Source organism: Gottfriedia solisilvae (assembly GCF_002128405.1).
Taxonomy (GTDB): Bacteria; Bacillota; Bacilli; order Bacillales; family Bacillaceae_G; genus Gottfriedia; species Gottfriedia solisilvae.
In genome coordinates, this window is sequence record NZ_NETJ01000002.1 from 703,623 (window position 1) to 726,606 (window position 22,984).

Consider the following 22,984-nt stretch of genomic DNA (forward strand, 5'->3'; position numbering starts at 1 on the left):
AATACAATGTCGAATAAGATGGTAGAGCATCAATTAAAAATAGTTGGTCATCAATTAGGTATTGTGGGATTAGAGTGTAATATGTTTTTAAATAAACATTCTTTACCGTCATTTCAACAGGAAAATTCAACTATCAATCAATCGTATATGGAAAGTATTCTTACTTCTTTGCGTAGAATTTCGGTTTATTGTGAGGATGCAAGGGAAGTTTGTGAGAAGATTTTAAGTGGAGGGTTTCATAAGGCAACTGCAGAAGAAACATTACATAAAATTTATCACAGATGTATTGCGGAGTTTTTCTCTCCAAAAAATGATGCGTGGTATGAAAATAGTCGTGCTGCATACACTGGCAATCAGGCGATAACTTTTTATAAAGAAGTACCTCATTCAATTCAAGCATTGTTTGCAAAATTAGAAAAGGTTTTTCAACAAATGAGAGAAGAACTTGAGTATTATGAAACTGATTATTCGACTAAGAAGATGCAACAATATAAACAGTAATGATTCATTCATAAATTGTAAATTATATTTAAAAGGTAAAGACTAGAAAATGTTTCTAGTCTTTTAGTTTGTAGACAAAATATAAAAACCAAGAGATTCAGACTGTCTGAAAGACTAGAAAATGTAAATGTTTCTCGTCTTTTTCTTATTATTTACGTTACAATATGTTATAAATTGTTTTGAATGAGAAGAGGAAGAAAAATGAAATCTATATTTTCAATAGGACAAAGAACGATCAAAACCGCAATTGGAAGCGGAATATCACTGATCATCGCAGAAGCATTGCATTTGCAAAATTATAGTACAGCGGCTGTGGTCACTTTATTAAGTATCCAAAATACAAAGCGAAAATCATTTTTTGTAGCGATTCAAAGATTTATTGCTTCTGTTATTGCAATGTTTTTTGGATGGATGTTGTTTGAATACTTAAGCTACCATCCTCTAACAGTTGTTATTTATTTCTTACTAACGATCCCTTTACTAGTAGCGTTAAAGTTACAAGAAGGCATCATTCCGAGTTCGGTGATTGTCTTGCAGATTTATGTTAGTACTGATAGGTCTATTGGCTTTTTGTATAATCAAGTATTAATCCTTGCAATTGGAATTGGGATCGCGTTGATTATGAATACATATATGCCGAGTATTGAAAAGAAAATGGTCGAGACACAAAAGAAAATCGAACAAAATTTTAAAATGCTCCTGTTAGGGATTTCATTAAAAATGAAAGGCAAAGATGAGGATTTAGAAGAATACATAAATGAAACAAATATTTTATTACAAAATGCGAAAGCATTAGCATTTAGACAAGTTGAAAATAGTTTTATTAAAACAAACGTTTACTACTTAACATATTTTGAAATGAGAGAAAGACAATTTGAAATCATCACCAATCAAATCATACCGATCTTAAAACAAATTGATATAAACTTTGAGCATGCTAAGATCATTGCTGAATTTTTTGAGGATACTGGTGTTTATTTGAAGGAAAAATCAACTGGTATTGAATTGTTAGGAGAATTTAACCATATGATGCAAGAATTCAAAAGAATGCCTTTACCAAAAACAAGAGATGAATTTGAAACGCGAGCAAATTTAATGAAGGTTGTGTATGAACTAGAAAAAGTCATTACTCTAAAACTTGAGTTTTATGCTGAACATCGTACGGTTCTAGAGACAGAATAAAATAGCTATTCTAATAATTAGTCCTTATTTCTTACCGGTAATACCGTTATCATAACCATCATACAATTGAAAGTAGAAGAGAATGCATTTTCTCTGTGGAGGTGGAATATGGTAAATCAATCTGAACTGATCACTTACTTTCAAGAAGTTGAGGATTGGTGTGGAAACGTCTTGCAATTACTTGCAGAAAGATTTGATCAACTACAGGAAAAGGAACTATTAGAATATAAAGTAAAATTATTACTAAATCGTATGGGTACAACGAGTTATTATGTGGATCAAAATTCATTTTTAGATGAAATTTCTATGGATGTAGACGATATCCAAGAAAGATTAATATCTTTATTAAATGAAGAAGAATATGATGATAGTTATGCATATCGAGTTATGGAAGTGGAAGAAAAAATTGAAATTGGTAAACACGAATTACCGCCACTACCTTATCCATATAATGCATTAGAACCCTATATTTCAAAAGAAATTATGATTCTTCATCATGATAAACATCATAAAAGCTACGTAGATGGTTTAAATAAGGCAGAAATTGAACTTGAAAAAGCGAGAAAGAATAATCAATACGATTTATTAAAGCATTGGGAGCGGGAGCTAGCATTTCATGGTTCGGGGCACTATTTACACACTATTTTTTGGAATAATTTAAGTAAATCAGGCGGAGGGAAACCTCAAGCAGAACTGTTAAAACAAATAGAAGATGATTTTGGAAGTTATGAGAAATTTAAAGAGCACTTTACTCAGGCAGCCAAAAAAGTTGAAGGTGTAGGTTGGGCTATTTTAGTATGGGTCCCAAGAGCGAATCGACTCGAAATTTTGCAAACAGAAAAACACCAATTCTTTACACAATGGGATACGATTCCATTGCTTGTTTTAGACGTTTGGGAGCACGCATATTATCTTCAATATAAGTTTGACAAAGATTCATATGTTAATAATTTTTGGAACATTGTTAACTGGGATGATGTGAATTACCGATATGAATATGCAAGCCAATTAAAATGGAAGCCATTTTATTAATGATAGTGTCTGATTAAGTAAATATTTGATATTGAAAAATAGCCTCATTCTTCAAAAAATGTTTTATAGAAATGTTTTTAAAAGAAAACCAACCGATTCATTAAGAAGTTGATTGGAGCGGTAGGTGCTCGACTCCTGTGGGAGATACGGGACAGCTGAGACCCCGCAAGACGCGAATAAAGGTAGGTATGCTAATACCACGATTTCCTGTCGTAACGCATGAATGACCCACATCGTGTGGGCCAGGTGCACCCCACGCGGAAAGCGAGCTAACTGGAGTGGAAATCAACAATCTTCTTTTAACATAACCAATAAAAAGATAATGCCGAATACTTTTCCCTTCAAAGGAAAAGTATTCGGCATTTTTTCTTAAAAAAAAGTCATTTTTTTATCTTTCAATTCGTAAACTTGTACTAATTAGGACTAACTGTGGAGTGATGCGAAAATGAAAAAATGGCTAATATTAGGAATCATTAGCTTATTTCTGATTGGAATAATAATTCCAACGAATAATGTAAAAGCATTTGGAGGAGTTAGTGCTAGAAATGCGGTGCTAATGGATCAAAAAACAGGAAGAATTTTATATGGAAAAGCAATGCATGACCCCGAACGAATTGCGAGTATTACAAAAATTATGACGGCAATCTTAGCTGTTGAGTCAGGAAAACTTAAAAATACAGTTACGATTAGTTCGAGAGCAGTTCAAACTGAAGGTTCTTCTATTTATTTAAAACCAGGTCAAAAAATTAAACTGGAAGATTTAGTGTATGGTTTAATGCTTAGGTCCGGTAATGATGCTGCTAATGCTATTGCTGAAACAGTGGGTGGTAGTATTGAAGGTTTTGTTTATATGATGAACGAAAAAGCGAAAGAAATTGGGATGACCAATACTTTTTTTAGTAATCCATCCGGTTTAGATGAAAATGGGAAGGAACATTATTCTTCAGCTTATGATATGGCACTTCTTACAAGATACGCAATGGAAAATCCAATGTATGCAAAAATAGCTGGAACAAAATTACATAGAGCAAAAAATACAGCAGAGTCTTGGGATTATGTTTGGAAAAATAAAAATAAATTACTGACATTTATGTACAAGTATAGTACAGGTGGAAAAACAGGCTTCACTAAAAAAGCTAGAAGAACACTCGTATCGACTGCATCGAAAAACGGAATGGATTTAATTGTTGTCACTTTAAATGATGGTCAAGATTGGCAAGACCATATGGCACTATTTGAATACGGATTTGATCATTACCCTTTAACAAAAGTAATGAGTAAGGGCGGAATTAGAGAAGTTAAGGACAAGATTTATAAAGGTCATGTTTATTTGAAAAATGATTTCTTTTATCCACTAGACGAAAAAGAGAAAGAACAAGTTACTGTGACGATTGAATTGGAAAAAACGACTGATAAACGATTTGAGAATGATGAAATTGTTGGTAAAGCAATCATTGAATTAGAAGGTGAACAATTAGGAACTAGGAATATTTTTTATAGTAAAAGTAAAGTTAAAGTTTTTACTAAAGAGGTTTTTGAGCAAAGTAAAGAAATGTTATTAAACTTAATGGGAGAGCACTCAAATGGTTAATATCATTTGGGTTGCTCTTACGATTATTGGTTTTGTATTTGCGATGATAAATGGGACAATCGAGGAAGTTAATAAAGCGGTGTTTGATGGAGGGAAACAAGCGATTACCATTTGTATTGGTTTAGTCAGTGTGCTTGTATTTTGGTTAGGATTAATGAGAATTGCAGAAGAATCAGGTTTATTAAAAATTTTATCAAAGCTATTTCAGCCATTTCTTACGTTTTTATTTCCGAGAATTCCAAAAGACCACCCTGCGCTTGGTTATATTATGTCAAATATGGTTGCCAATTTATTTGGTCTAGGTAACGCTGCTACTCCATTAGGTATTAAAGCAATGGAGCAATTAAAGGTATTAAATAAAAATAGCCAAGAAGTAAGTGATGATATGATCACGTTTCTTACGCTTAATACTTGTGCAATAACATTAATCCCAACTACAGTAATCGGAATTAGAATGTCTTATCATTCAGCTAATCCGACTGAAATTGTCGGGGTTACGATTCTTGCCCAAGTCGTTTCATTTATTGGTGGATTATTGATAAATAGCTTTTTTGCAAGAAGACGTAATCGAAAGGGGAGAAGATAAATGGGGGTTATGAATACAATCTCGCTATATATCATTCCCTTTATCATCGCAGTCATCTTAATTCATGGAACATGGAAAAAGGTTCCTACCTACGAATCATTTGTAGAAGGCGGAAAAGAAGGGGTTACAATTGCAGTTCAATTAATTCCGTTTTTAGTTGGTATGTTAGTTTCAATATCAATATTTAGAGCTTCTGGTGCCTTAGAATTTTGTGTTGAACTTCTCCGTCCTTTACTAGCCTCTCTTGGTATACCAGCAGAAGTATTTCCTCTGGCGATTATTCGCCCAATATCTGGATCGGCAGGTTTAAGTATTACAGCCGATCTAATTAAAACGTATGGACCAGATTCTTTTATCGGACGACTTGCGTCAACTATGCAAGGTAGTACTGATACAACTTTATATGTTTTAACGGTATATTTTGGTGCTGTAGGGATTCGAAAAATGGGCGATGCCTTAAAGGTTGGTTTACTTGCGGACGCACTTAGCATTATCTTTTCTATTGTATTTGTAACGATATTCTTTACTTAATGTAAAGTACTTTTATTCCTAATTGAAAGGTATAAAAGTACTTTTTTATTGCGTGATAAAAATAAATATCTTATAATACCAATAAGAATAGTTGGTATTAAGACAACGTTCAATTTTACCCATGTTGCATATAATGGATTGGAAGAAACTAACCTTTTTTTGTGGCATAAAGGAGCTTGAAATTATGAAAGTTGTAAAGTCAGTACACGAACTGATTGGATCAACACCATTACTTGAAATTACATCTTTTCCTTTACCAAAGGGCACTAGATTATTTGCAAAACTAGAATATTGTAATCCTGGTGGAAGTGTAAAAGACAGACTTGGGATGGAATTACTAGAAAGTGCATTTAAAGAGGGAAAGCTAAAAAAAGAAGGCACAGTTATTGAACCAACCGCAGGTAATACTGGTATTGGTTTGGCACTAGCAGCATTAAAGTATGAAGTGAATGTTATTTTCGTTGTACCAGAGAAGTTCAGCTTGGAAAAACAAACTTTAATGAGAGCGCTTGGTGCAAAAATTGTAAACACTCCAACGTCAGAAGGTATGACTGGTGCAATTAAAAAAGCAAATGAGTTATCAAAAGAAATACCAAATTCATTTGTACCTTCTCAATTTAGTAACGAAGCAAATCCTAGAACTTATTATAAAACGTTAGCGCCGGAACTTGTTGAACAATTGGAAGGCAAAATAGATGTATTCGTCGCTGGAGCTGGTAGTGGTGGAACATTTACTGGAACAGCCCAGTATTTAAAAGAAAATTGTAAGAATGTAAAAACTGTAATCGTTGAGCCGGAAGGTTCTATATTAAATGGAGGCGAGCCCGGTTTACACGATACAGAAGGTATTGGAATGGAATTCATTCCAGGTTTTGTAGATACCAATTTATTTGATGAAATCTATACAGTACTTGATAAAGATGCATTTCATTTAGTAAAAGAAATTGCAAGAAAAGAAGGATTACTAGTAGGAAGCTCTTCTGGGGCAGCACTTTATGCAAGTTTAAAAGAAGCTGAAAAAGCTGAACCAGGAAGTACAATTGTAACAATTTTTCCAGATAGCAGTGAAAGATACCTAAGTAAAAACATATATAGCGGAGGATATTAATATGAAGAAAAAGACAGCGTTAATTCATGGAGGAATAAGTAGAGATGAAGCTACGGGTGCAGTTAGTGTTCCAATTTATCAAACGAGTACGTATAAGCAAGATGCTGTTGGCAAGCATAGAGGCTTTGAATATTCCAGAACAGGCAATCCAACACGTCATGCGCTTGAAGAATTAATGAAAGATATTGAGCACGGTGTAGCTGGTTTTGCATTTGCTTCAGGTATGGCGGCAATTCATACAGTATTTAGTTTGTTTAAGACGGGAGATCATATTGTCGTTGGTGATGATGTATATGGTGGTACGTATCGCTTATTAACAAAAGTATTATCAAACTTAGGCATTACAGCAACATTTGTGGATACAAGTAACTTAGCACTAGTTGAAGAAGTTATTTCTCCAAACACGAAAGCAATCTTTATTGAATCACCAAGTAATCCATTGTTGAAAATTACAGATATTAAAGGTGTATCAAAAATTGCAAAAGAATATAATCTATTAACGGTTGTAGATAACACATTTGCAACACCATACTGGCAACAGCCATTAACACTTGGAGCTGATATTGTCGTTCATAGTGGAACGAAATATTTAGGTGGCCATAGTGATGTTGTAGCAGGTATTGTTGTGACAAATAACGTAGAGCTTGCTGAAGAAATTGGATTTTATCAAAATTCAATCGGCGGCGTGCTTGGTCCAAATGACAGCTGGTTATTACAACGTGGAATTAAAACATTAGGAATTAGAATGGAAGAGCATGAAAGAAACACTCATGAAATTGCAAAATTATTAAATGCACATCCAAATGTAAATAAAGTATTCTATCCAGGTTTAGATACGCATCCAAATCACGAGTTAGCTAAACAACAAAGTAGTGGTTTTGGTGGAATGCTATCATTTGAACTACAAGAAGGTTTAGATCCTGAAGTATTTGTAGGGAAATTAAAATGGTTTACACTAGCGGAAAGCTTAGGAGCAGTTGAAAGTCTTGTAGGGATTCCTTCAAAAATGACTCACGCTTCTATTCCGAGAGAAAAACGATTAGCATCAGGTATCTCAGATGAATTAATTCGTTTATCTATTGGACTTGAAGATTTAGAGGATTTAAAAGAAGACTTAGAACAGGCGTTAATATTTGAAACATCAAGGGTGAGATAAATGGGCAGAGAATTTTTAGATGTATTCACAGGTTGGGCTGAAAGTTATGATTCATTCGTTCAAGGTCAGGATGCAGAGTATAAAGAAGTATTCCGACGTTATGATGAAATTTTAGATGAAATTGTAAAACGAAGTGGGGAAAATGTACTTGAATTTGGAATTGGTACTGGTAATTTAACAAAGCTTTTAATCGATTCTAACAAACAAGTATTTCCGATTGAACCATCACCAGAAATGAGACTAATTGCCTCTAAAAAATTAGGTGAAAATATTGTCATTCATGATGGAGATTTAATTGATTTTCCAAAACCAACTCAACAAATTGATACAATTGTAAGTTCTTATGTTTTTCATCATTTAACAGATGATGAAAAATATGAGGCTATTAAACTATATCATTCATTGTTACCAGTAAACGGAAAAATTATTTTTGCAGATACGATGTTCCAAACAGAGGAAGCATTTCAAAATGAAATTACAAAGGCAGATCAAGCCAATTTCATCGATTTAAGAGATGACTTGAAAAGAGAATATTATCCATTAATACCAGTTATTCGTTCTCATTTCGAAAAAAATGGATTTTCAGTCAGTTTCCAACAATTTAATGATTTTGTTTGGATTGTAGAAGCAAAAAAACTATAGAGAGATTTTTTAGGAGGAAATAAATATGCCATCAGTAGAAAGTTTTGAATTAGATCATACAAAAGTAGTTGCACCGTATATTAGACATTGTGGAACACACCAAGTTGGTACAGATGGAGTTGTAACAAAATATGATATCCGTTTTTGCCAACCAAACAAACAAGCGTTACAGCCTGCAACAATTCATACATTAGAGCATTTATTAGCTTTAAATGTAAGAGAAGCAGTGCCAGCAGGTGAACCATTCAAAATCATCGATTTATCACCAATGGGTTGCCAAACAGGCTTCTATTTAATAATTGCGGGAGAACCGTCAATTTCAGACGTAATTGCATTATTACGTAAAACAGCTGAATTAGGAATTCAAGTTGAAGAAGTGCCAGCTGCAAATGAACTACAATGTGGTCAAGCGAAACTTCATGATCTTGAAGGTGCTAAAAAGTGGTTGAAATATTGGAGCGAACAAACAGACGAAAAACTAGCAAGTGTCTTTGCTTAATGTAAATATGTAAATAAAAAAAACATAAAACGTCATCAATAATTTACCTCACTTACTAAATGTTAGACATAACTAACATTTAGAAAGTGAGGTAATAGATGGCGTTTTTTTATTTAAGAAAAACTTCTTAATTGATGACAAGCAGTAATTTTTCTTTAGGTACTGTAAACTTGATTTCACCAATATTTTCTTCAATATCTTCAATTGTAGGTATTTCATCAAAACTTTGGATAGAAATTGCATCATCTAAACATAATAGGATATAGGGATAATTTGTTTCTGTAGAATCATAGATTAGCTTGTATGCTTTCGAAGGTTTATGAGAAGTAAAAAATACATCGCCTAGTTTAAACGACCCAACTGAATTATATTTTATTGATGGATTAAAAGAATAATTCATATTGTATTCTCCTTTTTAAGTTAATAGATATAGTATTGACACCTTATTGTTTGAATAAACTTTTGATTAATAATTTGCTTGAATTGTAATGGCGAGTTTATTTTTTTGGGTAACCATAGTAATTTCTCCAATCCAATCTTCTATATCACCTAAGGTAGGCATAATATCGTAATTTTGAACTAATCTAGCATCTGACAATGAAACAAGTACATAAGGATATTCCTCTTCATTCTCCTCATATACAAGCATATAAACCGTTTCATGCTTCTTTGTGATTAGAACACTTCCAGGGGAAATGACCTTTGTACGATCAAATGCTGAAGGGTGTTTTAATGTTAAATTCATTTTGAATACCTCATTTCTGCAAATCTAGTAAATTATATGTGACCTTTCCTAAAATATTCGTAAAGTGATAGAGTTGAAAACTGACATTCGGATTCTTTTCTGAAATAAGACATTTTGGTGGGTCAAAACGATACATAGTTTGTTGCTTGCCTAATATTATAAAAAATTGTTGATCTATCAAAGCCCTAATACCTTTGATTTGGAGAGCATATTTCTTCATTTAAAGTTTATAAATGAATCCCTTTTGAGCTCGGACAAGCTTTTTACACTTTTCAACTTGTATTCAGTCGTATAAATCTGTATGATGGTTGAAGAGGTGAATTGAGCGAATGGAAAGATTGCAAAAGGTTATTGCTAGAGCCGGGATTGCTTCTCGACGTAAAGCAGAAGAATTAATTAAAGAAGGAAAAGTTAAAGTAAATGGTCAAATTGTTACTGAACTTGGTGTAAAGGTTACTAGTAACGATAAAGTTGAAGTGGATGAAGTTCCAATCGATAAAGAAGAACCAGTATACTTTATTTTATATAAACCATCTGGCGTCATTTCTAGTGTGTCTGATGATAAAGGTAGAAAAGTCGTAACGGATTTCTTTCCAATGATTCCACAACGAATTTTTCCAATAGGCAGATTGGATTACGATACATCAGGAATTATTCTTTTAACGAATGATGGTGAATTCTCGAATTTACTACAGCATCCTAAGTATGAAATTGATAAAGAATATATTGCGAAAGTAAAAGGGATTCCAACTAAAGAGCAGTTGCGTAAATTAGAACGTGGAATTGTACTAGAAGATGGAAAAACAGCCCCAGCTCAGGTAAAAATGATTTCACTTGATAAGAAGAAAAACACTGCAATCATTAGATTGGTCATTCATGAAGGTAGAAACCGTCAAGTAAAAAGAATGCTTGAGGCGATCGGAACTCCTGTTATGAAGTTAAAACGTGAGCGTTATGCGTTCTTAGATTTATCTGGATTAACTGCTGGTGATGCAAGAGAGTTATCACCACATGAGGTAAAACAATTAAGAGCGATGGCTTCAGCAAAGCCACGTTGACAAAAAGACTCGGCCATTGCCGAGTTTTTTCTTGCGTGAAAACAATTATGTAGAATAGATGTTAGAATATTTAGTCTTTTGTTTCGTACCTTCATATTTCTATTCAAGAATAGGAAATAATGATATTCTTACATATGGGAGGAACTGCTTATATGAAAAAAAATAGAACGTTAATTCGTACACTAATCCTTTTAATTATGGTTGCTGCAATCGGTTATACTTTTTACATAAATTTCTTTAAGGAAGATGAAGTGGTAAGCAAAGGGAGTACTGCACCTAACTTTGCATTAACTGAACTGAATTCTGAAGATAAATTTACACTTTCTGAGCAGAAAGGAAAAGGTGTCATCGTTAATTTTTGGGGTACTTGGTGTGAGCCTTGTAAACGTGAAATGCCTTTTATGAATGAGTTATATCAAAAGTATAAAGATCAAGGCATTGAATTATTTGCGTTAAATGCAGATGAGTCAGAGTTTTCCGTGAAAAAATTTGTAAGCGATTATAAACTTACATTCCCGATTGCGATTGATAAAGATCAAGAGATTTTAAACATTTATGGTGTGAATCCATTACCGACTACATTTTTTGTAAGTCCTGATGGAAAAGTAAAAAGAATTGTAACTGGTCAAATGACATCAACTTCTTTTGAAAATTATATTAAAGAAATATTACCAAAATGATGCTGTAAAATGAGTTAGGGGAAAAGATATGGAGACTTTTAAATGTGAATGTGGGCATTTGAATCATGTTGGAACAGTAATCTGTGAATCCTGTGGGAAGCCGCAGGACGAAACTGCCACTGACCTACTTGATATGAAATATGAGGGTACAGCACGACGCTCGATCGTAAACAATCAAACTTTTATTGATAAAGTATGGACGTTTTTTTCTTCAGTAAAAGTTGCTGTAGTCATTATTGTCATTACATTGATAGCTGCTGCACTTGGAACAATTTTTCCTCAAAGAGATTTACTTCCACCAACTGCAGATCCAACAACTTATTACCAAGATGAATATGGTACATTCGGTAAAATCTATGACTTTATTGGACTAGATAATACCTTCAACTCTTGGTGGTTCATGTTACTAGTAGCTTCAATTGGAATATCACTAGTAATTTGTAGTTTAGATCGTATTGTTCCACTTTATAAAGCTTTGAATAAACAAACGGTGACTAGACATCCAGGCTTTTTAAAGAGACAAAGAATGTTTGGAACAACGAAAGTGGAAAACATCACTGAGGAAATTGAAAAAGCAAAGAAAAGCCTAATAAAGAAACGTTATAAAATTCGTGAAGAAAACGGTAATATACTTGCTGAAAAAGGTAGATTCTCTCGTTGGGGTCCTTATGTTAACCATATTGGATTAATCATTTTTTTAATTGGCGTAATGTTAAGATATGTGCCAGGGATGTATTTAGATAAAGCGCTATGGGTTCAAGAAGGCGAATTAAAGCCAATCGTTGGTACGAATCAAAATTATTATATTAAGCTAAATGACTTCCATATGGAAACTTATAATAAGAAAACTGAAGGAAAAGTTTACGAAGAAGCAATTGAACGTTTTGGTAATGATAAAATTCCAAAAAATTATCAAGCTGACGTAACATTATATAAACGTCAAGGGAATTTAATTCCTGGTGAAGAGCCGAAACTAACAAAAGTAAAAGATTTTAATATACGAGTAAATGAACCTTTAAAATTCCAAAATTTTGCTTTATATCAAGTAGACTATAAAATTGGAGAGTTTAGTGCATTTTTATTTACACTTGAAGATAAAAAAACTGGTAAGAAATTAGGTCCATTAAAAGTAGACTTACAAAATCCAAAAGAAGTTTATGATTTAAAGAATGGATACAAAGTAGAGCTTAGAAACTATTTTCCTGACTTTTATTTCAATTCAGATGGTGTTCCTGATACAAAAACAAGAAAACCAAATAATCCGGCATTTGTATTTAAAATGACGACACCAGAGACGCCAAAAGGTGAAGTTGCATTCGTTGCAATTAAACAAAACATAGAGCCAGATGGTGTAAATAAATATAAAATGACGTTTGCTGGTATTGAAACGAAAGATTCGACTGGATTAACAGTTCGTAAAGATTTAACACTTTGGTTACTAGGCATTGGAGGAACAATCTTTATGATTGGTGTAATCCAAGGTATGTACTGGTATCATCGAAGAGTTTGGATCCAAAATCAAGATGGGGAAATTTGGATTGCAGCATTTACAAATAAAAACTATTATGGTTTAAAACAAGAGTTGAAAAAAGTGTTGGGTGACACTAAGATTGAATTGCCAATCGATCAACAATCTGAAAAAAGTGTTTAATAGGGGGAAAATATGTACGAGCTAAGTAGTAATTTCTTATTTATTTCGTTTATATGTTACATCGTAGCTACTTTCTTTTTTGGTGGCTCGTTGAAAGTAAACGATCATGGACCTAATAGATGGGCTACGATAGGAATATCAATCACTATTTTAGGGTTTTTATCACAAATCACTTATTTTATTACAAGATGGATTGCAGCGGGTCATGCACCTGTAAGTAATCTATTTGAGTTTATTACATTCTTTGGAATGATGTTAATTTTAGCATTCATTCTGATCCATTTTATTTACCGATTAAATATTATTGGATTATTTGCATTACCAATTGCAATTATTATTATTGCTTATGCAACTGTGTTCCCACATGAGATTAAACCATTGGTTCCTTCATTAAAAAGTTACTGGTTACATATTCACGTAACAACTGCTGCTTTAGGTGAAGCGATTTTAGCGATTAGTTTTATAACTGGTTTAATTTATTTGATAAAAAATATTAATCAGTCAAAGTCTACGAAGAAAACTTTCTGGCTTGAAGCTGTTTTATATTTCTTAGTAACTGTTGTAGCGTTCATTCTAATTTCAACTGCATTTAATGCATCAGGTTACGAAGCGAAATACAATTGGGTTAATAAAGACGGTGTAAAAGAGGAAATGATCTACAATTTACCATCGATTGTTGGCCCACATAAAGGTGAATTAACAACAGAAGGTAAATTTGAAGCATTAGCCGAAATGCCGGCTTTAATCAATGCGAAAAAACTAAATACAGTTATTTGGTCAATTTTTGCAGGGATTGCGCTTTATCTAGTGATTCGATTAATCATTAGAAAGCGAATTGGCGCATTTTTACAACCTTTTGTTCAAAAGGTTGATAGTGATTTATTAGATGAAATCGGATATCGTGCGGTAGCGATTGGGTTCCCTGTCTTTACTTTAGGTGGTTTAATCTTTGCGATGATTTGGGCTCAAATTGCTTGGACAAGATTTTGGAGCTGGGATCCTAAAGAGGACTGGGCATTAATTACATGGTTATTCTACGCAGTATTCTTGCACCTACGTTTTAAACGTAACTGGCAAGGGGAAAAATCAGCTTGGTTGGCTGTACTTGGTTTTGCAATCATCATGTTCAACCTAATTGCTGTTAACTTAATCATAGCTGGACTACATTCATACGCTTAAAAGATAAGCGGATGACATTCGAATTAGTACGACAGAAATTGGATGTATTATAATTAAAGACAGAATAAAGTATGCTAGTTTACTTTATTCTGTCTTTTTTGCTTTAATTATGGACTTGATGGAAATAATAAGTTCATAGAATTATGTAAAAATGTTCACAAATTGGACTAGAATATACAATTTTTATTATGTAAAATTATGTAAAGGGGGTTTAATTAAAATGGACCAAAACATAAAAATATTAATTGTAGATGATGAAGATCGAATTAGACGTTTACTAAAAATGTATTTAGAGCGTGATGGATACTTGATTGATGAAGCAGACAATGGTGAGGATGCGTTAGAATTAGCGTTAAAAAATGATTACTCACTTATACTGTTAGATTTAATGATGCCTAAAATAGATGGAATTGAAGTTTGTAGAGAGTTAAGAAAAGTTAAAACGACACCGGTTATTATGCTTACTGCAAAAGGTGAAGAAACAAATCGTGTTCAAGGATTTGAAGTAGGTACAGATGATTATATTATTAAACCATTTAGCCCGCGTGAAGTAGTACTTAGGGTAAAAGCTTTATTAAGACGTTCATCAAATATGCCAGTCTTCACCTCGGACAATTCTTCTGCAAAGGATGTAGTTGTTTTCACCCATTTAACGATTGATAATGATGCACATAAAGTAATCGTTGAAGGTGAAGAAGTTAGCTTAACACCAAAAGAATATGAACTGTTATTATTTTTAGCAAAATCACCAGATAAAGTGTTTGACCGAGAGACATTGTTAAAATCGGTATGGCAATATGATTTCTTTGGAGACCTACGTACTGTTGATACACACGTAAAACGATTACGTGAAAAACTTAGTAAATGCTCTGAAGATGCGGCTAAAATGATCGTAACTGTTTGGGGTGTAGGTTATAAATTTGAGGTAGGTCAGGAGTAATGATTTTAAGAAGTTTAGTTGGTAAGCTCTGGCTTACAATTATATTACTAGTTTCGCTTGTATTATCTTTTTTAACATTTGTGCTCATAGGATTCTTTGAAAAATTTTATATTGACCTTCAAGTACAAAATATGAAAGATGATGCAACGAAAATAGCTGGGTTAATCGAGAAAGGCCAATCAATTTCAGATGTTGAGTACTTATCCAATAATATTGTAAATCGTTATTCGAGAGTGATCATTTCTATTGAAGATGAAGAACCTTGGTACTCAAATAATAAATACGGCATTCAAGAATTACCCTTTGAAGAAATTCAAAAAGATCATGTTTTAAATAGAACGATTGAATACAAAGAAGATGTTAGTAAAAGACTTGTATACGGTAAGAATAGTGAAAGAGAAAAGTTAGTAGTTGGTATAGCAATAAAGGATCAAAATCATTATGGTGCTGTCTATATGTATCAATCATTGCAGCCCGTTAAAGGGATGATTCATCAAACAACAAATTTTGTATTACTTGCTGCTTCAATTGGGATTGTTTTAACGACTTTCTTCTCGTTTTTCCTTTCATCAAAAATTACTGCGCCACTTAGAAAAATGAAAGAAGTGGTCGGTGATATGACATCAGGAAATTTTGATGCAAAAGTTCCGATTCACTCAAATGATGAGATTGGTGAACTTGCTTATTCTTTTAATAAAATGAGTAAAAAGTTAAACTTTAATATGAATGCGTTAAAACAAGAAAAAGAGAAAGTATCAAATATCATTACGAGTATGGTAGACGGAGTTATATCGATCAACAATGAAGGTAGTATTGTCACGACTAATCCACCGGCTGAACGATTTTTAAAAATGTTAAATGATGATGAATTTGAGAAAGATTCAGAACTAGTTTTGACAAAAGACTTATTAGATTTATATAAACTAGTAGTGGAAAGCGAAAAGAAGCAATTTATTGAATTGAATTTAGACCAAGGTAATTGGCAAATTGTGATGTCACCATTATACAATCAAACAAATATCCGCGGTGTTGTTGCAGTTATTCGAGATGTAACAGAACAAAGACGATTAGAAAAAATGAGAAAAGATTTTATTGCAAATGTATCTCACGAGTTAAGGACACCAATCTCATTATTACAAGGCTACAGTGAAGCAATCGTTGATGGCGTTGCAGAGTCTAAAGAAGAGATGCAGGAGCTGTCACAAATTATATACGATGAATCATTAAGGATGAGTAGATTAGTAAATGATTTATTAGACCTTGCGCGTATGGAAAATGGTTTTACCGAATTAAATCGTGAACCAGTACCAGTCATTCCATTTGTAGATCGTATTATTCGAAAATTTAAAGCGCTAGCAAGAGAGAAGAACGTGTCACTTTTTGGTGAATTAGATGATATTATACAAGTTACTATTTTAATCGATGAAGATCGAATGGAACAAGTTTTTACAAATTTAATAGTAAATGCCATTACACATTCCAATGAAAATGGCAGAATCATCGTTTCTGTTTCGCAAAATAGTGAAGAGACTATTTTTGAATTCATTGATTCAGGTGCAGGTATTTCTACCGAAGATTTACCATTTGTGTTTGAAAGGTTCTATAAAGCCGATAAAGCACGTACTAGAGGTAAGAGTGGAACAGGCCTTGGTTTATCAATTGTTAAGAATATCGTGAACGCTCATGGCGGTTCTATTCAAGTATTCAGCGAAATAGGGCAAGGTACGACATTTAAAGTGAAAATACCACATTTTATACGAATAAATGAAAAAGTTGTAGAGTAATCTTGTTTCATATAAAACAATTAAATAAAATAATTGAATTCTCACTTATTATACTTTACGATTAATATAATGAAATATTGATGAATTTAGTGCGATAATCGCATAATAGGGAATCTGGTAAAGTCCAGAACTGTCCCCGCAACTGTAATGTGGACGAAACGAACAAACCACTGTTCCATCGGAATGGGAAGGTCGGAGTAGGTTGAAGCAAAGTCAGTAGACCTGCTAAATTCATCCGTTTTCAATTCTTCGGGGAGTGAGAATTTGAAGCAGCAGTTGCAAGTTTTACTTGTATAATTATGTTGTTTCGACCCCCGTTCAATTATATGAATGGGGTTTTTTATGCTTTCCAACATACTAGGGGGAGAAATATGAAGAAAATCGTATCAAGTTTGTTTGTCGTATTATTATGCTTAGGTTTATTTGGGTGCAACAGTGAAACAGCACAAAAAGAAACAAATGTACCAAAAACTGAAGTTGCACAATTTCCTTTAACAGTAAAAGATTCAACTGATAAAGAAATTGAGATTAAAGAAGAGCCTAAAAAAATTATTTCATTAATACCAAGTAATACAGAAATCTTGTTCTCAATTGGAAAAGGAAAAAACGTGATTGGTGTAACTGACTTTGATAACTATCCTGAGGAAGTGAAAGGGATCGACAAGGTTGGTGGAAATAATGCTGATATGACTTATAACATTGAGAAAATTATTTCACTTCAACCAGATTTAGTATTAGCTCATGAATCAAGCCTAGGTATATCCGCAGATGGTTTGGAACAATTAAAACAAGCTGGGATTACAGTGTTTGTTGTGAAAAATGCTGAATCAATAAATGACGTATATGATACAATTAAAGAAATTGGACAGATCACTGGAAAACTTGATGAATCAAAAAAAGTTGTAAGTGATATGAAAGAAAAATTAGAGAAAATCAGCGATAAAACTGCTAATATTGGCACGAATCCATTAGTTTGGTTAGAAATTTCAGGACCACCTGAAATATACACTGCAGGCAATGGAACGTTTCTTAATGAAATGATTTCAATTATTCACGCGAAAAACGTTGCAGAAAAAGAAAAAGGCTGGGTAATGTATAGTGAAGAGTCTGCAATAAAGGCTAATCCAGATGTTATATTAACTACATACGGTGATTATGTTCCTGATTTAGAGAAAGTTGTTTTAGAAAGAAAAAATTGGACATCTGTAAATGCAATTAAAAATAAACGAGTTTTTGATATTAATGCTGATACAACATCAAGACCTGGTCCAAGACTTGTTGAAGGAGTAGAAGAAATTGCAAAGGCGGTTTATCCAGAGGTTTTTAAATAAGAATATATTTTTACTACCATCATTTGTATTATTGTTATTATTTATTTTAGGGGTTTCGATAGGATCAACATCGATCCCCTTTTATTCTATTATTCAAAGCTTTTCAGATGCGTTTTTTAAAACTAATTTCGTCCCTGATGATATTCAAACGATTGTCATGAATATTAGAGTACCTCGAGTATTATTAGCGGGTTTAGTGGGGGCGTGTCTCGCATTAGCAGGAGTTGCCTTTCAAGGTATATTAAAGAATCCCTTAGCTGATCCTTTTACACTAGGTGTTTCCTCAGGGGCATCTGTAGGGGCAGTTTTTGTCTTGTTTTTTCAGATTAGCTTACCAATCGTAACTTATTTTACATTACCTGTAGTCAGTATTCTGTTTGGTTTTTTTACACTATTACTATTGATTGTTTTTGTAAGAAAATTAGATCGATCATTGAATGTTGAAACACTTATTTTAGGCGGTATCATCATTAGCTCATTTTGTTCGGCCTTATTATCATTGTTTATTACATTTTCTGATAATGAATTACGCTCTGTAATCGGCTGGTTAATGGGGAATATCGGAGGAAGAGGTATACAGTATTCAATCACACTATTACCATTTTTAATTTTATCCTTTCTCATTTTATTTAGCCAAAATAGACAGCTAGATGCAATGACATTTGGTAGTACAAATGCAAAACATATAGGGATTGATGTTAAAAAAGTTACTTATTTAATTTTATTTACAGGTAGTATTTTATCAGGTGCAGCTGTAGCAGTATCAGGTACAATTGGATTTGTGGGATTAGTCGTTCCACATTATACAAGAGCAATCGTAGGACCGTTACATAGAAAGCTACTACCATTATCAATGATAAACGGAGCAATCTTTTTAATAGGCTCTGACATTATTTCTAGAGTCATATTAGCCCCAAGAGAATTACCAATAGGTGTTATTACATCTTTAATTGGCGCACCTATCTTTGCAATTATTTTACTTCAACTCAAAAAGAAATAGAGGGAAACTATGATCAATTGTAATCAAATCTCATATTCATATAATGGGATTCAAAAAGATATAAAGAATCTTTCTTATTCCATCAATGAAGGTGAATGGTTAGGTGTTATTGGACCAAACGGAAGTGGAAAGTCTACATTTTTACATATTCTGTGCGGGCTCTTGAAACCGTTAACAGGGGATGTGATGATTGACGGAGAATATATAACAAAGATGTCTAATAAAGAAATTGCAAAAAAAATCGCCGTCTTATCACAACAAAATTCTTATACTTTTTCATATGAAGTAAACGAAACTGTTAAACTTGGGCGAATCGCACATTCAGCCTCGCTATTTCCAACTTGGACTGATCAAGATGATATCGCAGTAAGTAATGCGTTATTAATGACTAGTACAAACAATATGAAAAAAAAATTTATTAGTGAAATTAGCGGTGGTGAGCGACAAAGAGTATTTTTAGCACAAGCTTTTGCGCAAGAAACGCCATATATATTTTTAGACGAACCAAGCAATCATTTGGACCTAATGCACACTATTAAAATATTAGATTTATTAAAAGAATTACAAGTAAATGAAGAAAAAACAGTGGTAACGGTTTTTCACGATTTAAATTTGGCGAGTTTATATTGTGATAGAATATTAGCGCTAAAAGATGGTTCAACATTTTGTGAAGGCAAAACGGAAGATGTTTTAACTGAAGAAATACTTGAAGATCTTTACGGGACTTCTTTTCAAATTATGAATAATCCTAATACGAATAAAAAAGTGATTGTTTATAAAAGTAATTATGCTTAAATATTTATTCTTTTATAAATTAAAAATAATTTTTATTTTAATAGATTTAAAAAGTTTATGAAGTAGATTCAATTTCTATGAAAGAACAGAATTTAAGTCAAGGAGGAAGTTTTCATGAAGATTTATACTAAAACTGGTGATAAAGGTCAAACAAGTTTAGTAGGAAAACGAGTAGATAAAGATCATTTAAGAGTGGAATCTTATGGCACGATTGATGAGGTAAATACAATCGTTGGATATGCTATGACATATTTAGACTCAGAAGATACTAAAGACTTGTATGAAAGCTTACAAAAAATACAACACGAATTATTCGATTGTGGTGGAGATTTAGCGGTTGTAAAAGAAGGTATTCCATTTAAAACAACAGAAAAAATGGTTGAAGATCTTGAAAAACTGATAGATGAATATATGGATGCAACGCCACCCCTTGAAAAATTTATTTTACCAGGTGGTTCAAAAGCGGCTGCAATTATTCATCAAGCTAGAGCAGTTACAAGACGTGCTGAACGAAACGTCGTATCATTGATGAAACAAGAAACAATACATGTGCCAGTTTTTCTATATTTGAATCGCCTATCAGATTATTTCTTTGCATTAGCTAGAGTAATTAACACGCGATTGAACATTAAAGATATAGAATATGAAAGAGGCGCAATCGTATTTAGGACAGATAAAAAATAAAGTTAGAATAAATAGTTGTTAATTAGAAAGTTTTAGAAAGTTTCTCTAATTAATAACTATTTTTTTGTACTAAAATTTATTTTCTGACATAGAATGGTTGAGTATGAAATAAATTTGAAGGATTACATATGAAAAGACTTCTGAATGAAGTGATTCTATTTATATGTTCCAAAATATTAATAAGTTGCAGTTAATAATGGACTAGGTTAATGATCGGTCAATGACTATTAATATCAATGCAACTTGCCAAAGAACAGTTGAATGTAAAAAGTGTAAAAAGCACATGTAAAGAGCACATTCAATTGTTCTTGTTCTTATGCTAGTCGGGGCTGACCAGGCGCTTCCACATTTCGTGTGTCTAGTTCCAACGCCTAGCCCCTCGAGTCATAAGCCCAAGAACATTTGCATGTAAAGAGCACATTCAATTGTTCTTGTTCTTATGCTAGTCGGGGCTGACCAGGCGCTTCCACATTTCGTGTTTAGGAGGATTTATTTTATGTTTGATTTGATTAGAAGATGTTTGTTAGTTGTTGTTTTTGTGTTAACGATTGGTCTTTTGTTTATTGGTGGAAATAAGGAAAAATTTGAAGAGTTTGTGGCGGGTAAAAGTATAAAAGAGATTAAAACAGCATTAAATAATTAGTTTAATATAATAATTTATTGGATATTTTTACTAAAAACTTCTTAAATTTTAGTCGTCAATATTATGAAATATGAAAGAAATTACTTATTTTTGTAATTTTTTTCATATTTTTTTTATGACTTTTAACCTAATTGTCACAAAAATTTTATAAAAATTAGTAGAAAAATATGAAAAAAACGACTATTTTTATAATATTTTGAATTTTGTTAAAAATATGTTAGATTTTTGTCAGTTTCATATTAGTATTTTTGTGTTATAAATTTGTTAGAAATATTTATATTTTCTGATATTTCTTTCTATTCTGCTTGAGGGGGTATGTAAACTACTAATATACAAATTATTTTAGTTCTAATATGATCGGTATCGTTAAGAGAATGGGGAGGTATTTAGAATGAAGGATTTACGCAAACTGGTTGTTTCAGGCGTGGTAGCTTCTACACTTTTATTAGGTAGTGTGTCTACATATGCAGCATCGTTTGATGATGTTTCAGGTTTAGATAGTGAAATGTCAATTACGAAATTAGTTTCTTTAGGTTATTTAGTTAACAAAGGTTCTGATTTTAATCCAGAAAAAGGTTTTACAAGAGGAGAGTTTGCTGATTTAGCAGCTAAATTAGTATATCTTGGTAAAGCTCCTTCTAAATCAGTAAAAGTTAAAGATACAAAAAATGTAAATGCTGCAAAGTTAGTAAGTAAAGGTTACTTTAAATTAACGAAAAAAGGTGAATTCTTACCTAAGAAGGGCTTAACTTACGCTGAATTATCAAAAGTACTTGCAAGTGGTCTTGGATTTAAAACTAGCTGGTCAAACCGTCCTGTTGATTTCTTATTCTTCTTAGAACGTAAAGGGGTACTATCTATTGATACAAATCTTAACGCTGTTGTAACGAAAGAAGCTGCTGCAGTTGCAGTAGACAAGTTCTTACAAGCTAAAGATGTTTATAGAGATTTAGATGGTGTAGTTGTAGGTTCAAGTCCAACATCGATTACTGTAAAAAGTGATAGTGGAGTAAAAACTTACAAACTTTCATCTAATGCTTCATTATTCATTGATGATCAAGCTACTGATACAGATGCATTAGGACTTGGAACAGCAGTGGAAGTGATTTTTGATAAAGCAGGTAAAGTTGCTTTCGTAAGTGGTGCTGGACTTGATTCTTTTGAAGGTACTCTTGGTTATTCAAACGGTAAAATTACTGTTGGGACAACAGTATTAGAAGTTGATCTTAACTTTGTTGTAAGTAACTTACCAAGTAGTCCAGATAAAGATTTCACTTTCCGTGAATTTACTGGCTATTCAGCTGCTGGTGTAAGTTATGTAGGTTCAGTTTATACAAACTATACGAATGACCAAGTAACTGCATTAAATGCATCGATTGGAAAACTTACAGATAAAGGGTTAACAGTTTCTGCTACTGGTGACTATGTATTTGATTTCTCTGAAAACGCACTTGAAAATATTACATTAACTGCAGATGAAGCAGTTGAAGTAAATGTGACGAAGGATGGAAAAACAGCAGCTTCAACAACTTCAGATCTAGTTAAACTAATTGCAGACGGTTATAAATTAACTGCTTCTGTAGAAGTTTCTGCAGAAGGTAAGATTACTGTTGCAAATGTAAAAGCAGAAAAACCTGCAGCAAATTAACTAATTTAATCGAATAAG

Annotated in this window: 24 protein-coding genes and 1 riboswitch; of the genes, 22 read left to right on the forward strand and 2 right to left on the reverse strand. The window is 32.7% G+C overall.

Annotation, left to right across the window (positions count from 1 at the left end; translation table 11 throughout):
* Positions 1-6: 6 nt before the first annotated feature.
* The 10 genes from CAB05_RS08300 (at position 7) to CAB05_RS08345 (ending at position 8,828) form a co-directional block, all read left to right on the forward strand.
* A complete protein-coding gene (locus CAB05_RS08300; RefSeq protein ID WP_087999352.1) occupies positions 7-501 on the forward strand; it encodes a DUF3907 family protein in 495 nt (164 codons plus the stop codon).
* A 201-nt stretch (positions 502-702) separates the two neighbouring features.
* Complete coding sequence (locus CAB05_RS08305; RefSeq protein ID WP_158093216.1) at positions 703-1,683, forward strand: aromatic acid exporter family protein; 981 nt, start codon at positions 703-705, stop codon at positions 1,681-1,683.
* Positions 1,684-1,791: 108 nt separating this feature from the next.
* Positions 1,792-2,715, forward strand: coding sequence for a superoxide dismutase (locus tag CAB05_RS08310; RefSeq protein WP_087999354.1), 924 nt, complete (start codon positions 1,792-1,794; stop codon positions 2,713-2,715).
* Positions 2,716-3,160: 445 nt separating this feature from the next.
* Entirely contained in the window at positions 3,161-4,306 is a 1,146-nt protein-coding gene (locus CAB05_RS08315) for a D-alanyl-D-alanine carboxypeptidase family protein (RefSeq protein ID WP_087999355.1), read from the forward strand.
* Positions 4,299-4,892: a nucleoside recognition domain-containing protein gene (locus CAB05_RS08320; protein WP_087999356.1), complete on the forward strand. Its 594-nt coding sequence runs from the start codon at positions 4,299-4,301 to the stop codon at positions 4,890-4,892. The genes CAB05_RS08315 and CAB05_RS08320 overlap by 8 nt, the downstream gene beginning before the upstream one ends.
* A complete protein-coding gene (locus CAB05_RS08325) occupies positions 4,893-5,423 on the forward strand; it encodes a spore maturation protein (protein WP_087999357.1) in 531 nt (176 codons plus the stop codon).
* A 184-nt stretch (positions 5,424-5,607) separates the two neighbouring features.
* Complete coding sequence (locus CAB05_RS08330) at positions 5,608-6,531, forward strand: PLP-dependent cysteine synthase family protein (RefSeq protein ID WP_087999358.1); 924 nt, start codon at positions 5,608-5,610, stop codon at positions 6,529-6,531.
* Between the two features lies 1 nt (position 6,532).
* A complete protein-coding gene (locus CAB05_RS08335; RefSeq protein WP_087999359.1) occupies positions 6,533-7,687 on the forward strand; it encodes a bifunctional cystathionine gamma-lyase/homocysteine desulfhydrase in 1,155 nt (384 codons plus the stop codon).
* A complete protein-coding gene (locus tag CAB05_RS08340; RefSeq protein WP_087999360.1) occupies positions 7,688-8,329 on the forward strand; it encodes a class I SAM-dependent methyltransferase in 642 nt (213 codons plus the stop codon).
* 25 nt (positions 8,330-8,354) lie between these two features.
* On the forward strand, positions 8,355-8,828 hold the full coding sequence (locus tag CAB05_RS08345; RefSeq protein ID WP_087999361.1) for an S-ribosylhomocysteine lyase: 474 nt from the start codon (positions 8,355-8,357) through the stop codon (positions 8,826-8,828).
* A 127-nt stretch (positions 8,829-8,955) separates the two neighbouring features.
* Here the strand turns inward: CAB05_RS08345 and CAB05_RS08350 are convergent, their stop codons facing one another.
* Positions 8,956-9,228 (reverse strand): hypothetical protein, encoded by a 273-nt coding sequence (locus CAB05_RS08350; RefSeq protein ID WP_235821399.1) that lies wholly within the window; start codon positions 9,226-9,228, stop codon positions 8,956-8,958.
* A 66-nt stretch (positions 9,229-9,294) separates the two neighbouring features.
* Positions 9,295-9,573, reverse strand: a complete 279-nt coding sequence (locus tag CAB05_RS08355) for a hypothetical protein (RefSeq protein ID WP_087999362.1) — start codon at positions 9,571-9,573, stop codon at positions 9,295-9,297.
* A 329-nt stretch (positions 9,574-9,902) separates the two neighbouring features.
* Here CAB05_RS08355 and rluB point away from each other — a divergent pair, with 329 nt between their 5' ends.
* From rluB to CAB05_RS08415, 12 genes are all read left to right on the forward strand, one after another.
* Positions 9,903-10,631, forward strand: a complete 729-nt coding sequence (gene rluB, locus CAB05_RS08365) for a 23S rRNA pseudouridine(2605) synthase RluB (RefSeq protein WP_087999364.1) — start codon at positions 9,903-9,905, stop codon at positions 10,629-10,631.
* A 152-nt stretch (positions 10,632-10,783) separates the two neighbouring features.
* Positions 10,784-11,311, forward strand: coding sequence for a thiol-disulfide oxidoreductase ResA (resA, locus tag CAB05_RS08370; RefSeq protein ID WP_087999365.1), 528 nt, complete (start codon positions 10,784-10,786; stop codon positions 11,309-11,311).
* A gap of 28 nt (positions 11,312-11,339) precedes the next feature.
* Positions 11,340-12,962: a cytochrome c biogenesis protein ResB gene (resB, locus tag CAB05_RS08375; RefSeq protein ID WP_087999366.1), complete on the forward strand. Its 1,623-nt coding sequence runs from the start codon at positions 11,340-11,342 to the stop codon at positions 12,960-12,962.
* 12 nt (positions 12,963-12,974) lie between these two features.
* Complete coding sequence (ccsB, locus tag CAB05_RS08380; protein ID WP_087999367.1) at positions 12,975-14,141, forward strand: c-type cytochrome biogenesis protein CcsB; 1,167 nt, start codon at positions 12,975-12,977, stop codon at positions 14,139-14,141.
* 220 nt (positions 14,142-14,361) lie between these two features.
* Positions 14,362-15,081 carry a response regulator transcription factor gene (locus tag CAB05_RS08385; protein WP_087999368.1) on the forward strand — a complete coding sequence of 240 codons (720 nt, stop codon included), beginning with the start codon at positions 14,362-14,364 and terminating at the stop codon, positions 15,079-15,081.
* Positions 15,081-16,865 carry an ATP-binding protein gene (locus tag CAB05_RS08390; RefSeq protein WP_087999369.1) on the forward strand — a complete coding sequence of 595 codons (1,785 nt, stop codon included), beginning with the start codon at positions 15,081-15,083 and terminating at the stop codon, positions 16,863-16,865. Before CAB05_RS08385 ends, CAB05_RS08390 begins: the two co-directional genes overlap by 1 nt.
* Positions 16,866-16,935: 70 nt before the next feature.
* Positions 16,936-17,109: riboswitch (cobalamin riboswitch) on the forward strand.
* A 127-nt stretch (positions 17,110-17,236) separates the two neighbouring features.
* Positions 17,237-18,196: an ABC transporter substrate-binding protein gene (locus tag CAB05_RS08395; protein WP_087999370.1), complete on the forward strand. Its 960-nt coding sequence runs from the start codon at positions 17,237-17,239 to the stop codon at positions 18,194-18,196.
* Positions 18,162-19,196 carry a FecCD family ABC transporter permease gene (locus CAB05_RS08400; RefSeq protein WP_087999371.1) on the forward strand — a complete coding sequence of 345 codons (1,035 nt, stop codon included), beginning with the start codon at positions 18,162-18,164 and terminating at the stop codon, positions 19,194-19,196. Before CAB05_RS08395 ends, CAB05_RS08400 begins: the two co-directional genes overlap by 35 nt.
* A gap of 9 nt (positions 19,197-19,205) precedes the next feature.
* Positions 19,206-19,991 (forward strand): ABC transporter ATP-binding protein, encoded by a 786-nt coding sequence (locus tag CAB05_RS08405; RefSeq protein WP_087999372.1) that lies wholly within the window; start codon positions 19,206-19,208, stop codon positions 19,989-19,991.
* A 114-nt stretch (positions 19,992-20,105) separates the two neighbouring features.
* The gene (locus CAB05_RS08410) at positions 20,106-20,675 is read left to right on the forward strand and encodes a cob(I)yrinic acid a,c-diamide adenosyltransferase (protein ID WP_087999373.1); all 570 of its coding nucleotides are present in this window, start codon (positions 20,106-20,108) and stop codon (positions 20,673-20,675) included.
* 496 nt (positions 20,676-21,171) lie between these two features.
* The gene (locus CAB05_RS22105) at positions 21,172-21,318 is read left to right on the forward strand and encodes a hypothetical protein (protein ID WP_158093217.1); all 147 of its coding nucleotides are present in this window, start codon (positions 21,172-21,174) and stop codon (positions 21,316-21,318) included.
* A 391-nt stretch (positions 21,319-21,709) separates the two neighbouring features.
* Positions 21,710-22,966, forward strand: coding sequence for an S-layer homology domain-containing protein (locus tag CAB05_RS08415; RefSeq protein ID WP_087999374.1), 1,257 nt, complete (start codon positions 21,710-21,712; stop codon positions 22,964-22,966).
* The last annotated feature ends 18 nt before the right edge of the window (positions 22,967-22,984 follow it).

What these genes read in the sequence shown, in the direction of transcription:
- CAB05_RS08300 (WP_087999352.1), top strand. Translation starts at nt 7, where the DNA reads ATGTCGAATAAGATGGTAGAGCATCAATTAAAAATAGTTGGTCATCAA.
- CAB05_RS08305 (WP_158093216.1), top strand. Translation starts at nt 703, where the DNA reads ATGAAATCTATATTTTCAATAGGACAAAGAACGATCAAAACCGCAATT.
- CAB05_RS08310 (WP_087999354.1), top strand. Translation starts at nt 1,792, where the DNA reads ATGGTAAATCAATCTGAACTGATCACTTACTTTCAAGAAGTTGAGGAT.
- CAB05_RS08315 (WP_087999355.1), top strand. Translation starts at nt 3,161, where the DNA reads ATGAAAAAATGGCTAATATTAGGAATCATTAGCTTATTTCTGATTGGA.
- CAB05_RS08320 (WP_087999356.1), top strand. Translation starts at nt 4,299, where the DNA reads ATGGTTAATATCATTTGGGTTGCTCTTACGATTATTGGTTTTGTATTT.
- CAB05_RS08325 (WP_087999357.1), top strand. Translation starts at nt 4,893, where the DNA reads ATGGGGGTTATGAATACAATCTCGCTATATATCATTCCCTTTATCATC.
- CAB05_RS08330 (WP_087999358.1), top strand. Translation starts at nt 5,608, where the DNA reads ATGAAAGTTGTAAAGTCAGTACACGAACTGATTGGATCAACACCATTA.
- CAB05_RS08335 (WP_087999359.1), top strand. Translation starts at nt 6,533, where the DNA reads ATGAAGAAAAAGACAGCGTTAATTCATGGAGGAATAAGTAGAGATGAA.
- CAB05_RS08340 (WP_087999360.1), top strand. Translation starts at nt 7,688, where the DNA reads ATGGGCAGAGAATTTTTAGATGTATTCACAGGTTGGGCTGAAAGTTAT.
- CAB05_RS08345 (WP_087999361.1), top strand. Translation starts at nt 8,355, where the DNA reads ATGCCATCAGTAGAAAGTTTTGAATTAGATCATACAAAAGTAGTTGCA.
- CAB05_RS08350 (WP_235821399.1), bottom strand. Translation starts at nt 9,228, where the DNA reads ATGAATTATTCTTTTAATCCATCAATAAAATATAATTCAGTTGGGTCG.
- CAB05_RS08355 (WP_087999362.1), bottom strand. Translation starts at nt 9,573, where the DNA reads ATGAATTTAACATTAAAACACCCTTCAGCATTTGATCGTACAAAGGTC.
- rluB (WP_087999364.1), top strand. Translation starts at nt 9,903, where the DNA reads ATGGAAAGATTGCAAAAGGTTATTGCTAGAGCCGGGATTGCTTCTCGA.
- resA (WP_087999365.1), top strand. Translation starts at nt 10,784, where the DNA reads ATGAAAAAAAATAGAACGTTAATTCGTACACTAATCCTTTTAATTATG.
- resB (WP_087999366.1), top strand. Translation starts at nt 11,340, where the DNA reads ATGGAGACTTTTAAATGTGAATGTGGGCATTTGAATCATGTTGGAACA.
- ccsB (WP_087999367.1), top strand. Translation starts at nt 12,975, where the DNA reads ATGTACGAGCTAAGTAGTAATTTCTTATTTATTTCGTTTATATGTTAC.
- CAB05_RS08385 (WP_087999368.1), top strand. Translation starts at nt 14,362, where the DNA reads ATGGACCAAAACATAAAAATATTAATTGTAGATGATGAAGATCGAATT.
- CAB05_RS08390 (WP_087999369.1), top strand. Translation starts at nt 15,081, where the DNA reads ATGATTTTAAGAAGTTTAGTTGGTAAGCTCTGGCTTACAATTATATTA.
- CAB05_RS08395 (WP_087999370.1), top strand. Translation starts at nt 17,237, where the DNA reads ATGAAGAAAATCGTATCAAGTTTGTTTGTCGTATTATTATGCTTAGGT.
- CAB05_RS08405 (WP_087999372.1), top strand. Translation starts at nt 19,206, where the DNA reads ATGATCAATTGTAATCAAATCTCATATTCATATAATGGGATTCAAAAA.
- CAB05_RS08410 (WP_087999373.1), top strand. Translation starts at nt 20,106, where the DNA reads ATGAAGATTTATACTAAAACTGGTGATAAAGGTCAAACAAGTTTAGTA.
- CAB05_RS22105 (WP_158093217.1), top strand. Translation starts at nt 21,172, where the DNA reads ATGTTTGATTTGATTAGAAGATGTTTGTTAGTTGTTGTTTTTGTGTTA.
- CAB05_RS08415 (WP_087999374.1), top strand. Translation starts at nt 21,710, where the DNA reads ATGAAGGATTTACGCAAACTGGTTGTTTCAGGCGTGGTAGCTTCTACA.